General features: G+C 75.8%; 11 protein-coding genes and 1 tRNA gene. 9 read left to right on the top strand and 3 right to left on the bottom strand.

Features of this window, described 5'->3' with window-relative positions; genetic code table 11:
• Positions 1 to 40: 40 nt before the first annotated feature.
• From EDF32_RS02775 to EDF32_RS02765, 3 genes are all read left to right on the top strand, one after another.
• Positions 41 to 117, top strand: a tRNA-Leu gene (locus EDF32_RS02775).
• A gap of 148 nt (positions 118 to 265) precedes the next feature.
• Entirely contained in the window at positions 266 to 649 is a 384-nt protein-coding gene (locus tag EDF32_RS02770) for a hypothetical protein (RefSeq protein WP_123306986.1), read from the top strand.
• Positions 650 to 713: 64 nt separating this feature from the next.
• Positions 714 to 1,637: an oxygenase MpaB family protein gene (locus EDF32_RS02765; protein WP_233565647.1), complete on the top strand. Its 924-nt coding sequence runs from the start codon at positions 714 to 716 to the stop codon at positions 1,635 to 1,637.
• 122 nt (positions 1,638 to 1,759) lie between these two features.
• On the opposite strand, the gene EDF32_RS02760 is transcribed toward EDF32_RS02765, so the two are convergent.
• Positions 1,760 to 3,016, bottom strand: coding sequence for a glycoside hydrolase family 3 N-terminal domain-containing protein (locus EDF32_RS02760; RefSeq protein ID WP_123306984.1), 1,257 nt, complete (start codon positions 3,014 to 3,016; stop codon positions 1,760 to 1,762).
• Positions 3,017 to 3,071: 55 nt separating this feature from the next.
• Positions 3,072 to 3,518, bottom strand: coding sequence for a MarR family winged helix-turn-helix transcriptional regulator (locus tag EDF32_RS02755; RefSeq protein ID WP_123306983.1), 447 nt, complete (start codon positions 3,516 to 3,518; stop codon positions 3,072 to 3,074).
• A gap of 54 nt (positions 3,519 to 3,572) precedes the next feature.
• Here EDF32_RS02755 and EDF32_RS02750 point away from each other — a divergent pair, with 54 nt between their 5' ends.
• Positions 3,573 to 4,805, top strand: a complete 1,233-nt coding sequence (locus EDF32_RS02750) for an MFS transporter (RefSeq protein ID WP_123306982.1) — start codon at positions 3,573 to 3,575, stop codon at positions 4,803 to 4,805.
• A 3-nt stretch (positions 4,806 to 4,808) separates the two neighbouring features.
• On the opposite strand, the gene EDF32_RS02745 is transcribed toward EDF32_RS02750, so the two are convergent.
• The gene (locus tag EDF32_RS02745) at positions 4,809 to 5,276 is read right to left on the bottom strand and encodes a MarR family winged helix-turn-helix transcriptional regulator (protein ID WP_158614045.1); all 468 of its coding nucleotides are present in this window, start codon (positions 5,274 to 5,276) and stop codon (positions 4,809 to 4,811) included.
• A 133-nt stretch (positions 5,277 to 5,409) separates the two neighbouring features.
• Here EDF32_RS02745 and EDF32_RS02740 point away from each other — a divergent pair, with 133 nt between their 5' ends.
• The 5 genes from EDF32_RS02740 (at position 5,410) to EDF32_RS02720 (ending at position 12,460) form a co-directional block, all read left to right on the top strand.
• The gene (locus tag EDF32_RS02740) at positions 5,410 to 8,619 is read left to right on the top strand and encodes an efflux RND transporter permease subunit (RefSeq protein ID WP_123306980.1); all 3,210 of its coding nucleotides are present in this window, start codon (positions 5,410 to 5,412) and stop codon (positions 8,617 to 8,619) included.
• Between the two features lie 85 nt (positions 8,620 to 8,704).
• Complete coding sequence (locus EDF32_RS02735) at positions 8,705 to 9,766, top strand: acyl-CoA dehydrogenase family protein (protein WP_123306979.1); 1,062 nt, start codon at positions 8,705 to 8,707, stop codon at positions 9,764 to 9,766.
• Complete coding sequence (locus EDF32_RS02730; RefSeq protein ID WP_123306978.1) at positions 9,763 to 11,172, top strand: PIG-L family deacetylase; 1,410 nt, start codon at positions 9,763 to 9,765, stop codon at positions 11,170 to 11,172. Before EDF32_RS02735 ends, EDF32_RS02730 begins: the two co-directional genes overlap by 4 nt.
• Positions 11,169 to 11,909 carry a glycosyltransferase family 2 protein gene (locus EDF32_RS02725; RefSeq protein ID WP_233565645.1) on the top strand — a complete coding sequence of 247 codons (741 nt, stop codon included), beginning with the start codon at positions 11,169 to 11,171 and terminating at the stop codon, positions 11,907 to 11,909. The genes EDF32_RS02730 and EDF32_RS02725 overlap by 4 nt, the downstream gene beginning before the upstream one ends.
• 5 nt (positions 11,910 to 11,914) lie before the next feature.
• Positions 11,915 to 12,460 carry a hypothetical protein gene (locus EDF32_RS02720; RefSeq protein ID WP_123306977.1) on the top strand — a complete coding sequence of 182 codons (546 nt, stop codon included), beginning with the start codon at positions 11,915 to 11,917 and terminating at the stop codon, positions 12,458 to 12,460.
• Positions 12,461 to 12,470 lie beyond the last annotated feature (10 nt).

Below are 12,470 nucleotides of genomic sequence, written 5' to 3'. Positions count from 1 at the left end.
CGCCCGTCCGGGCGAGGCGGCGGGGGTATCGTCGCGCGTGGCCCCCATAGCCCAACCGGCAGAGGCAGCCGACTTAAAATCGGCGCAGTCTGGGTTCGAGTCCCAGTGGGGGCACCACTGCCGCCGGCCCATCACCGCCGAGCGCGTCCCTTGTCGGCCCGTTGGGCTGTTTGCGCCGACTGATGACGCGTTCGGCGGTGGGCGGACGGGTACCCGACGACGGTCGTCCTCTCGCTCGCCGGGCACCGGATCGTAGGCTGCCGGGATGGCGCCCGACCCGACCGCACCGACCTCCGCCGACCCGACCGCGGCAGACGACGACCCGTTGCTGCTGTGCTGCCTCCTCTGGGCGCAGCCCGGTCGGCGTCCCGCGATGTCCGCCTACGAGGACCGTGTGCTGGAGCTGCTCGGTGACCACGGCGGCGTCGTCCTGCAGCGCGTCGTCGCGCAGGACTTCGAGGACGACGACGCCTCGGCCGGGCCCGGCCAGCGCGGCGCCTCGACCCGTCCCGACGAAGTGCAGGTCTACCGGTTCCCGGGCAGCGGGGCTCTTGAGCGCTACCTGGCCGATCCGCGGCGAGCGGCGCTCGCCGACGAGCGGGACGCCGTCGTCGCCAGGACCGAGCTGTTCCGGGTCGCCACCGCCTGACCTCGTCGGTCCGCGGAGCCGGTCCGGCCTACTGATGACGCGTTCGGCGGTGGAGACTGGAACCGTGACCTCACCGCTCCTGCCGCCCGCACTCCTCCCGCACACCCTGGCCTCTCCGTCGGCATCGCCCCTCGAGGCACTGCGTGCCCGCGCCGGCGCGGCGCTGTTCGAGCGCGTCGCGGGCGAGGACGGCCCGGCGCAGCGCTCGCGCATCCACGACACGCCGGGCCCGCGGGACTTCGGCCCGACGTCCGCCATCGCCCGCGTGCACGACGACGCGTCGATGTTCGTCGGCGGCCTGCGCGCGCTCCTGCTCCAGGCGCTGCACCCGCTCGCGATGGCCGCCGTCGCCGCCCACTCGGGCTACCGGGCCGACCCCTGGGGCCGTCTCGCGCGCACCAGCACCTTCATCGCCACCACCACGTTCGCGACGCGGGCCGACGCGCAGCAGGCGATCGACGTCGTCCGCGCCGTGCACGTGCGCATGCGCGGCACCGCCCCGGACGGCCGCCCCTACGCCGCGGACGACCCGTGGCTCCTGCGCTGGGTGCACGTCGCCGAGGCTGACAGCTTCATGACCGCCCACCGCCGCTACGGCGCCCACCCGCTGGACGACGCCGGCTACGACGAGTACCTGGACCAGGCGGCGACGGTTGCCGAGCGCCTCGGGGCGATCGACGTGCCGCACAGCCGCGCGGAGCTCGCGCGGGCGTTCCGGGAGTTCGGCCCCGAGCTCGCGCGGACCCCGGAGGCCGACGACGTCGCCCGCTACCTCCTCGCGGAGCCGCCCCTGCCGTGGGCCGCGCGCGGGGCGTACTCGCTGCTGGGCCGCGCCGCCGTCGGCTCCCTGCCGGGGTGGGCGCGGCGCATGACGGCCCAGCCGTGGCACGTGACCGGGGAGACCCCGCTGGTGCGGGCGGGCGGCCAGGCGGTCACGCGCGCGATCCGCTGGGCGCTGTACTCGGACGGCCCCGACCGCCGGCCCTGACCCGCGGCGAGCACGGGCTTCGCGCCCCTCGACCATGGGGTCGGCGCCGGATCAGGGTCGCCGATCCGGCGGCAACCCCGTGCTCGGCAGGAAAGGGAGGGACGAGGGGCGAGGGGCCGACGTCAGCCGCCCGTGCCCAGCTCCTGCTTCGCCGCCAGCACCCGCCCGACGGCGGCGTCCACCTTCGCGGCGAACTCCGGGTCGTCCTTCGCCCGCGCCGCGAGGCCCTCGGCCATGTCGCGCACGCCGTCCGTGGACGCCGACGCGAGCACGACGTCGCAGCCCGCGTCGACGGTCCGGACCGCGCGGTCGGCCGGCGCGACGTCCGCGACCTGCTTCGCCGCGGCGAGGTCGTCGGTCATGCAGACGCCGTCGAAGCCGAGCTTCTCGCGCAGCAGCCCCGTGACCACGGGACCGGAGAACGCGGCGGGCGCGTCGGGGTCGAGCTTCGCGTAGACCGCGGTCGACATCATGACCACCCGCGCGCCGTCGTCGATGCTCGCCCGGAACACGTCGACGGACGCCGAGCCCGCGTCGGTCTCGGTGTCCGTCACCCCGGCGTCCGTGTCGGTGTTGCCCCCCACGAGCCCGAGCCCGGGGAAGTGCTTGACGACCGCCCCGACACCGGCGTCCTGCATCCCGCCGGCGAACGCCTCGACGAACGGCGTCACGGCCTCGGCGGTGGACCCGTACTGGCGCCCGAAGTACCCGATCGGCGCGTTCTGCTCCGCCGTGCCCTCGGGGACGACGTCCGCGACCGGTGCGAGGTTGAGGTTCACGCCCGCGTCGGCGAGCTCCGCGCCCCAGCCGCGCGCGGCGTCCTCCAGGTCGGCCGCCGACATGGCCGCCTGGTCCTGCGCGGAGGGGATGTCCGAGAACCCCGGCCCGCGCAGCACCTGCACGAGCCCGCCCTCCTGGTCGGTGGCGACCCACATCGGCACGCCGCCCGTCGTCCCGTCCTGGGCGAGCGCGGTGAGCGGGGCGACGACGTCGGCCGTCGCGTCGACCCCGGCCGTGGAGCGCCCGGCGAGGAAGACGTTGCCCACGTGCTCGTCGCGCAGCAGGGCGAGCGTCGCGTCGTCGGCGCCCGCCGCGGGCACGCCCACCATGAGCAGCTGGCCGACCTTCTCGTCCAGGCTCAGGTCCGCGCCGGGCGTGGGCGTGGGCGTCGGCGTGGGGGTAGGGGTGGTGCCCGACGACGCCGTGCCCGACGACGTCCCGCCCGTCGCCGGCACCCCGCTCGTCCCGGTGGACGGCACGGGGTCGCCCGAGCAGCCGGCCAGCGCGCCGGAGGTGCCGATCGTGGCGAGCAGGCCGAGCGCGAGCAGGGTCGTGCGGCGCGAGCTCGGGGAGCGGCGCGTGCGCGGGGTGCGGGTCATCGCCGTCCACGCTACCCGGGGCCCCGACGCCCGGTCCGCCTCACCTGCGCGAGCGTCATCCCCGCGAGTGCTCGTCCATCGCCCTGTTGAGGCGGTGCAGCGTCGCGGCGAGCGCGGCGCGGTCGCCGTCGTCCCAGCCGTCGAGGATCTGCGCGTACAGCGCGCCGCGCTCGGCGCGGTGGCGCGCGAGGGTCGCGACGCCGTCGGGCGTCGGCTCGACGAGGACGGCGCGCGCGTCGCCGGGGTCCGGGGTGCGTCGCACGTGGCCTGCCGCCACCATCGCGCCGACCTGGCGCGTCATGGTCGAGGCGTCCAGGCCCAGCCGGTCCGCCAGGACGTGCACGTTCGCGGGCCCGTCGGTGACCAGGGACTGCAGCACGAGGTAGGCGGAGCGCTCGAGCGTGGGCGGGGTGCGGTCGCGCCGCCGCGAGGCGCGGTCGGCCCGGCGCAGGAGGTACCCGACCTCGAGCTCGATCCGGGCGAGGACGTCGTCGGCAGGCATAGGTGTACGATACAGGAAGTTACCTGTCAGAACACCACCCGAGGAGGACGCGTCGTGGCGAGCACGCGAGAAGAACCCAACAAGACAGCGATCTACGCGACGGCCCTGACCGCGTTCTTCGCGATCGCGGGCATCGCGATCGTCGACCCCATCCTGCCGATCATCGGCGCCGAGATCGGCGCCTCGACCTGGCAGATCGAGCTGCTCTTCACCGCCTACATCGCGGTGATGGCGCTCGGCATGATCCCGGCCGTCGTCGCGACCGGGAAGTTCGGCTACAAGAAGATCCTCGTCGCCGGCGTCTCGCTCGTCGCGGTCGCCGCGGTCCTGGCCTCGCTCAGCGGCAACATCCTCGAGCTCGCCGTGCTGCGCGGGTTCTGGGGCCTGGGCAACGCGATGTTCTTCGCCACCGCGATGGTGCTGCTCGTCTCGCTCGCCAGCGACCGCGAGTGGGTCGTGGGCCTCTTCGAGACCTGCGTCGGCCTCGGCTTCGCCGTGGGTCCGCTGCTCGGCGGCCTCTTCGGCAAGATCAGCTGGCGCGTGCCGTTCCTGCTGTGCGGGCTGTTCATGGTCGTCGCGCTGATCGTCTCCGCGACGCGGCTCAAGGACCCGGCCACGAAGCCGACGAAGCTCAGCGTCGGGCACGTCTTCTCGTTGTTCCGCAAGCGCACGTTCCTGGCGATGTGCGCGGTGACCGCCGCCTACAACTTCTGCTTCTTCATCATCCTCGGCTACACGCCGATCTTCCTCGGCCTCGGCGTGATCCAGCTCGGCCTCGTGTTCACCGCGTGGGGCCTCGGCCTGGCGTTCGGGATCCTGTTCGTCGGCCACCGGCTCGCGCACCACGTCGGCGCCGTGCAGACCATGGGCATCGCCGTCACCGGCGTGCTCGTCGCCCTGGTCCTCCTGGCGCTGAACTTCGGCACCGGCTGGTCGATCGCGATCCTCATCGTGGCCGGCGTCTTCATGGGCATCTCCAACGCGATCCTGACCGACCTGTCGTTGGCCCTCGGCGACCCCGACCGCCGCGTGACGACCGGCGCGTTCAACCTCGTGCGCTGGGGCTTCGCGGCCCCGGCCCCCGTGATCGCCGGGCTGCTCGCGCCGAGCGGCGTCGCCCTGCCGTACTGGGTCGGCGTCGGCGTCCTCGCCGTCGGCATCGTCGTCTTCCTGCTCACCGCCCACACGATGGCCCGGGCGGTCGGCGAGCGCGTGCTGTGGCAGCGCTGGAACAAGGCCGCCACGGCCGTCGAGGGGACGCCGGAGGAGGCGCTCACCGAGGCGTGAGCGTCACCCGGCGGGCGTGCTGTCCCGCGTCACGCGCAGGAGCGCGCCGAACCCGGTGGTGATCTGCTCGAGCTCCGCGGTGGACAGGTCCTCCAGGAGCTCGACCTCGACGGAGTGGTCGTCGTCGGCGACGATGCCGCGCACGGCCGCCGTCCCGGACGGCGTCACCGCGATCCGGCGCACCCGCCCGTCGGCCTCGTCCACCCGGCGCTCGACCATGCCGGCGGCCTCGAGGCGGTCGAGGATGCCGGAGACGGTCGCGGCCGAGACGCCGAGGGCGCGGGCGAGCTCGTGCGCGCTGATCTGCCCGTCGAGCAGCAGGATCGCGATCGCGCGCAGCTGCTGAGCGGTCAGCCGGGTGTCCACGAGGCGCTGCAGGCGGCGCCCCACGAGGAGGTCGCCGAGGGCCTGCTGGGTCTCGACGAACTCCGCGAGCAGGGCGGCACGGCGGTCGCGTTCGGTGGCTGTCACAGGGCAGAGCGTAGCCGTCGCTCCCGGGCGGCCGCGGCGGTTTGGTCGGCATCTTGGTTCGGAATACCCTAACGATGCCCGCGCCGGCGTCGTCGTGGCACCCGCACCACCCGTGCCGACCGTCGGAGACCCCGTGGACCGCCTCGCCCGCCTCTCGCTCGCCAACCGCGCCGTCGTCGCGCTCGTGACCGTCGCGGTCGCCGTGTTCGGCGTCATCAGCCTCGGCTCGCTCAAGCAGGAGCTCATCCCCTCGATCTCCTTCCCGACGGCCGCCGTCGTCGGCTCCTACCCGGGCGCCGCGCCGGCGATCGTCGAGTCGCAGGTCAGCGAGCCGGTCGAGGAGGCCGTCAAGGGTGTCGACGGCGTGGAGAGCGTGAGCTCGACCGCGTCCACGGGGATGTCCGTGACCACCGTCCAGTTCGTCTACGGCACGGACATGGACCTCGCGGCCCAGCAGATGCAGACCGCGATCAACCGGTCCCAGAGCGGCCTGCCCGACGACGTCGACCCCACCGTGGTCACCGGGTCGATCGACGACCTGCCGGTCGTCCAGCTCGCCGCCGCCGGCGGCAAGGACCCGGCGGCGCTCGCGAGCACCGTCGACACGGTCGTGGTCCCGGCGCTGGAGAAGCTCGACGACGTGCGCAGCGTCGCGGTCAGCGGCGTCGCCGACAAGGCCGTCACCGTGGACCTCGACCTGCCCGCCCTGACCGCCGCGGGCCTCAGCCCGGCCGACGTGTCCAGCGTCCTGCAGGACAACGGCGTGCGGGTCCCCGCCGGCACGATCACGCAGGACGAGACCACCCTGTCCGTGCAGGTCGGCGCCCCGATCACGTCGCTGGACCAGCTCGAGGCGCTGCCCCTGACCGGGGCCGGGGGCGACGTCGTCCACCTCGGGGACGTCGCGAAGGTCACCGAGGACGACGTCGCGCCGACGTCCTACTCCCGCCTCGACGGCGACGACTCGCTGGCCGTCGCGATCACCAAGACGCCCGCGGGCAACACGGTCGACGTCTCGCACGCCGTCCAGGACGCGCTCGACGACCAGAAGGACGCCCTCGACGCCGCGGGCGTGCAGGTCCAGGTCGTCTTCGACCAGGCGCCCTTCATCGAGTCGTCCATCGAGGACCTCGCGACCGAGGGCGGCCTCGGCCTGCTGTTCGCCGTCGTGGTGATCCTGCTGTTCCTCATGTCGCTGCGCTCGACGCTGGTCTCGGCGGTCTCGATCCCGCTGTCGCTGTTCGTGACCTTCGTCGTCATGAACCTCACGGGTTACACGCTCAACATCCTCACGCTCGGCGCGATGACCATCGCGATCGGCCGCGTCGTCGACGACTCCATCGTCGTCATCGAGAACATCAAGAGACACCTGTCCTACGGGGAGGACAAGCGCGCGGCGATCCTCACCGCCGTCCGCGAGGTGGGCGGGGCGATCACCGCCTCGACCATCTGCACGGTCGCGGTCTTCCTGCCCATCGCGTTCGTCGGCGGGTCCGTCGGGGAGCTGTTCCGGCCGTTCGCGAACACGGTGACGATCGCGCTGCTCGCGTCGCTGTTCGTCGCGCTGACGATCGTGCCCGTCCTCGCGTACTGGTTCATCCGGGCGCCGCGCGCGCCCCGGCTGCCCGACGGCGCAGCGGTCACCGACGGCGCAGCGGACGCGGGCCAGGCGGCGGCCCTGCGCGAGGCCGCGGAGGCCAAGGAGCGTCGCGGCATCTGGCAGCGCGCCTACCTGCCCACCCTCCTGTCCGCGCTGCGCCACCCCGTGGTCACGCTGGCCGTCGCGGTCGTCGTCCTGGCCGGGACGGTCGCCCTCGTGCCGCGCCTGGAGACCAACTTCATCGGCGACTCCGGCCAGGACACCATCACGGTCACGGAGGAGTTCGAGGCGGGCACCTCCCTGCAGGCGCAGGACGACGGCGCCCGCCAGATCGAGGACGCGCTCCTCGACCTCGACGACGTGGCGACCGTGCAGACGACCGTCGGCGACGCCGGCGGGCCGGAGGCCGCCGTCTTCGGCGGCGGGACGACCCCGACGGCGTCGTTCGCGCTGACCCTGGCCGACGACGCCGACCCGGCGGCCGCGCAGAGCGAGATCGAGAAGGCCGTCGACGGCCTCGGCGGGGACCGGACCACGGACGTGTCCGTGGCGGCCGGCGACTCCGGCTTCGGCAGCTCGACGGTCGACCTCGTCGTCAGCGCGCCCGACGGCGACACGCTCGACGCGGCCGCGAAGCAGGTCCAGAAGGTCGCCGAGGGGCTCGACGGCGCGGCGTCGGTCGACAACAACCTCGCCGCCCAGCAGTCGATCCTCCAGGTGACCGTCGACCGCGACGAGGCCGCCGCGGCCGGGGTCACCGAGACGCAGGTGGGCGGCATCGTCTCCGCGCAGATGGACCCCCGCTCGATCGGGGACGTGGACCTCGGCGACGGGCCGGTCTCGGTCACCGTGCGCTCGGGCGACGTCCCGCAGACGGTCAAGGAGCTCGACGCGATCCCCGTCCCGACGGCGGCCGGCCCGGTCCCGCTGTCCTCGCTCGCGACGGTCGAGGAGGTCGACGTGCCGACGTCGATCACCCGGGTCGACGGCGCGCGCTCGGCGACGGTCTCCCTCACCCCCGCGGGCGACGACCTCAGCGCCCTGACCCAGCAGGTGAACACGGCGATCGACGGGATCGACCTGCCGGCGGGCGCGTCCGTGGAGGTCGGCGGCGTCGCCTCCGACCAGTCCGACGCGTTCGGTCAGCTCGGCCTCGCGCTGCTCGCCGCGATCGCCATCGTCTACGTGGTCATGGTCGCGACGTTCCGCAGCCTCGTGCAGCCGCTGATCCTGCTCGTCTCGATCCCGTTCGCCGCGACGGGCGCGCTCCTGCTGCTGCTGGCGACGTCCACCCCGCTCGGGGTGCCGGCGCTGATCGGCATGCTCATGCTCGTCGGCATCGTGGTGTCCAACGCGATCGTGCTCATCGACCTGATCAACCAGTACCACGAACGCGGGCAGGACCTCGACGACGCGGTGCGCGAGGGCGCCCGCAAGCGTCTGCGACCCATCGTCATGACGGCCCTGGCGACGATCTTCGCGCTCACCCCGATGGCGGTCGGCCTCACCGGGGGAGGATCGTTCATCTCCCAGCCGCTGGCGCTCGTGGTCATCGGCGGGCTGATCAGCTCGACGCTGCTCACCCTCATCGTCGTCCCCGTGCTGTACACGCTGGTCGAGCGCGGCAACGGCCGGCGGGCCGAGAGGCGCCGGCGGCGCCGCGCGCGCCAGGACGAGAAGGCGCACGCGAAGCACGCCAAGAAGCACGGCGGTGCCGAGGCCGCCGAGGCCGCGGAGGCCTGACCCGGGGGGCGAGCTGCGGCGCCCGGTGTGAGACTGACGCTCCTCGCCGGGCCCGCCGGCGCCGACCGTCAAGAGGAGCCGCGCCGTGCCCGGTCCGTCCGCCACCCCGACCGACCGGGTCTGGCCCGACCTCGGCGGAGGCCCGCCGGCCGGCGCGCTCGAGCGGGCGCTCGCCGCGCCGCCCGACCCGCTGGACGTCGGCGCCGCCCTCGCCTGGGCGGTCGGCCTCGGGGGTGACGTGCCGCCGCCCGGCGGCGGGCGCACGGGCGAGGCGTGGAGCCTGCTCGCGTCGGTCGCGCTCGTCGACGTCGGCCTCGCCCGCGTCGTCGAGCCGCACCTCGACGCGCTCGGCATCCTCGCGCAGGTCCCGGGCCCGGTCGACCTCGCCGCGGTCGCGGCCGACGCGGGCAGCAGCTGGGGCGTCTTCGCGGCCGAGGGCCCGGGGCGGCGGCTCGAGGCCCGCCCGGCGCCCGGCGGGACGTGGACGCTGCACGGCGAGAAGCCGTGGTGCTCCTTGGCCGGCGCCCTCTCGCACGCGCTGGTGACGGCGTGGACGCCGGACGGGCGCCGGCTGTTCGCCGTCGGGCTCCGGGCCGACGGCGTCGCGGCCGACGACGGTCCGTGGGTCGCCCGCGGCCTGCGCCAGGTCGTCAGCGCGCCGGTGCGGTTCGACGGGGCGCGCGCCGTCCCGGTGGGGGAGGCGGGGTGGTATCTCGAGCGGCCGGGCTTCGCGTGGGGCGGCATCGGGGTCGCGGCGTGCTGGTTCGGCGGTGCCGCCGGCGTGCACGCGGCGATGGCCGAGGCGTCGCGCGGCCGCGAGCCCGACCAGGTCGCGCTCGCCCACCTCGGCGCCGCCGACACCGTCCTGCACGGTGCGCGCGCCGTGCTCCGAGAGGCGGCCGCGGAGGCCGACCGGGGCTCGCCCGCGCCCGCGGTGCTGGCGCGGCGCGCCCGGGGTGTCGTCGCCCGGGCCGCCGAGGACGTCCTGCGGCACGCGGCGCACGCCCTCGGCCCCGGGCCGCTGACCACCGACGAGGGGTTCGCGCGGCGGGCCGCCGACCTCGCGCTGTACCTGCGCCAGCACCACGCGGAGCGCGACGACGCGAGCCTCGGCCGCGCGGTGCTCGAGCGGGGTCCGGCGGCGTGAGCTTCGACCACCGGGACCCCGGCACGCCCGAGGAGGCCTGGCGCGCGGCGGGCGTCGCCGAGCGGCCTCCGGCGCTCGACCTCGCTGTCCTCGACGCGGGCGCGGTCGAGCGCGTCGTCGTCCTCGCGGCGCACCCCGACGACGAGTCGCTCGGGGCGGGCGGCCTGCTGGCGCGGGCCGCGCGGCGGGGCGCCGAGGTCTGCGTCGTCGTCGCGACGGACGGCGAGGCGGCGTCCCCGGAGCCGTCGGCGGACCGGGAGGCGCTCGCCGCGCGGCGGCGCCGCGAGGTCGTCGCCGCGGTGGCGCACGTCGCGCCGCGCGCCGCCGTCCACCTCCTCGGCCTGCCCGACGGCGGCCTGCGCGAGCACCGCGCGCGGCTCGCCGCAGCGCTGGGGGCGGTGCTCGACGCGGGCTCGTCGGAGGGGGCGCCGACCACCACCGTGCTGGCGGCCCCGTGGCGCGGCGACGGCCACCGCGACCACCGCGTCGCCGGGGAGGTCGCCGCGGCCCTCGCGGCGGAGCCCCGGGCCGGGCAGGACGTGACTCTCCTCGAGTACCCGGTGTGGCTGTGGCACTGGGCCGACCCGGCGGACGACGCCGTGCCCTGGGAGCACCTGCGATCGCTCGGCCTGAGCGAGGACGAGCGCGACGCGAAGCGGCGGGCGGTCGCGGCGCACGCCTCGCAGGCCGAGGGCGACGAGCCGGTGCTGCACGCGGGGATGCTCCGCCACTTCGACCGGGACGTGGAGCTCTTCGTGACGAGCCCGCCCGCGGACCCGGCGCCGGCGGGGCCGGGGACCCCGGGCGGCCGCAGCCTGCCGGTCGGCTTCTTCGACGACTTCTACACGGGCCGCTCCGACCCGTGGGGCTTCGAGACCCGCTGGTACGAGGAGCGCAAGCGCGCCCTCACGCTCGCCGCCCTGCCCCGGCAGCGGTTCGCGACCGCGCTCGAGGTGGGCTGCTCCACCGGCGTGCTGACCGCGGAGCTCGCGACCCGGTGCGACCGGGTGCTGGGCGTGGACATCGCCGCCGCGCCGCTCGAGGCCGCGCGCCGACGGCTGGGGGACCGCGTCGAGCTGTTCCAGGTCGCGACCCCCGGCGAGTGGCCGGCCGGGCGGTTCGACCTCGTCGTGCTCTCCGAGGTCGGGTACTACTGGGGTCCGGCGGACCTGTCGCTCGCGATCGACCGGGCGACCGCCTCGCTGGCGGACGACGGCGTGCTGATCGCCTGCCACTGGCGCCACGAGGTGCCCGAGTACCCCGGGCGAGGCGACGACGTCCACCGGGCGCTGCGCGCCCGCGGCGACCTGGCCACGCTCGTGCGCCACGAGGAGGAGGACTTCCTGCTCGACGTGCTGGTCCGGCCGCCGGCGGTCTCCGTGGCCCGGCGGGCGGGCCTGGCGTGAGCGCGGCGCCGGTGCGGGCGCCGGTCCGGACGCTCGCCGTCGTCGTCCCGGCGCACGACGAGGCGGAGCTGCTCCCCGCCTGCCTCGACGCCCTCGCCGTGAGCCTCGCGGCCGCGCGCCGCGCACGACCGGACCTCGTCGTCGCCGCCGTGGTGGTCCTGGACGCCTGCCGGGACGCGAGCGCGGACGTCGTCGCGCGCCGGACGGTCCCGGGGGGCGGGCTGGTGGGCCTGGCGGTGGCGGAGGCGAACGTCGGGCGCGCGCGGCGGGCCGGCGTCGCGCACGCGCTGGAGCGCCTGGGCGGGGCGGACCCCGCCCGCACCTGGATCGCGTCCACCGATGCCGACTCCGTGGTGCCGCCCGGCTGGGCGACGCACCACCTCGACCTCGCCGACGACGGCGCCGACGTCGTCCTCGGCGGGGTCCGGCCCCCGCTCGCCGACCTCACGCCGGGGCGGGCGCGCGCGTGGCTGGCCCGGCACGTGCCCGGCGTCGCGAACGGGCACGTGCACGGGGCGAACCTCGGCGTCCGGGCCGACGTCTACGCGGCGGCGGGCGGGTACGCCCCGCTGGTCGAGCACGAGGACGTCGGGCTGGTCGCCACCGCGCGGGAGCTCGGCGCCCGGGTCGTCGCCACGGCGGACGCCTGGGTGCTGACGTCGGCGCGCCTCGTCGGGCGCACCCCGGGGGGCTACGCGCGCTACCTGCGCGACGACCTCGAGAACGTCGGGGCCTGACCGCGGTGCCGGTCCGGGTCGCGGCACCCCTCGTCGCCTCCGACGCGCTGCGCGCCGCCGCCGCGCTGAGCGTGGCGCTCGTCGCCGCCCGCGCCGACCTGGTCGCGGTCGCGCTGTTCCTGCTCGTGCTCGGCGGGACGATGGTCCCGCGCGCGCTGGGGGTCTCCGGCGCGCTCGACGCGAGCTTCTGCGGCACCGTCCTGCTCGGGGCCTGGGCCGCGGAGCTCGACTGGTACCGCGCGGTCTCCTGGCTCGACGTCGTCGTGCACGCCGCGATCACCGGGCTCGTCGCCGTGCTCGCGTACGCGGCGCTGGTGCGGTGGCGGCTGGTGCAGCCCGGTCCGGGCGCCGTCGTCGTCACCGTCGGCCTCGGCGCCGCGCTCAGCACGCTGTGGGAGATCGGGGAGTGGGCCGGGCACACCTTCCTGGACGGCCGCATCGCCGTCGGCTACCAGGACACCGTGGGCGACCTCGCCGCGGGGCTGACGGGCGCGCTGGTCGCGGGCCTGCTCCTCGCCCGCGGGCGGCTGCTCGCCGGGAGCCGGTCGTGACGGGGCAGGG

The organism is Cellulomonas sp. PhB143 (genome assembly GCF_003752595.1).
GTDB lineage: Bacteria > Actinomycetota > Actinomycetes > Actinomycetales > Cellulomonadaceae > Paraoerskovia.
The sequence above is the reverse complement of the archived record's forward strand: the minus strand, read 5'-3'. Positions and strand labels throughout refer to the sequence as shown.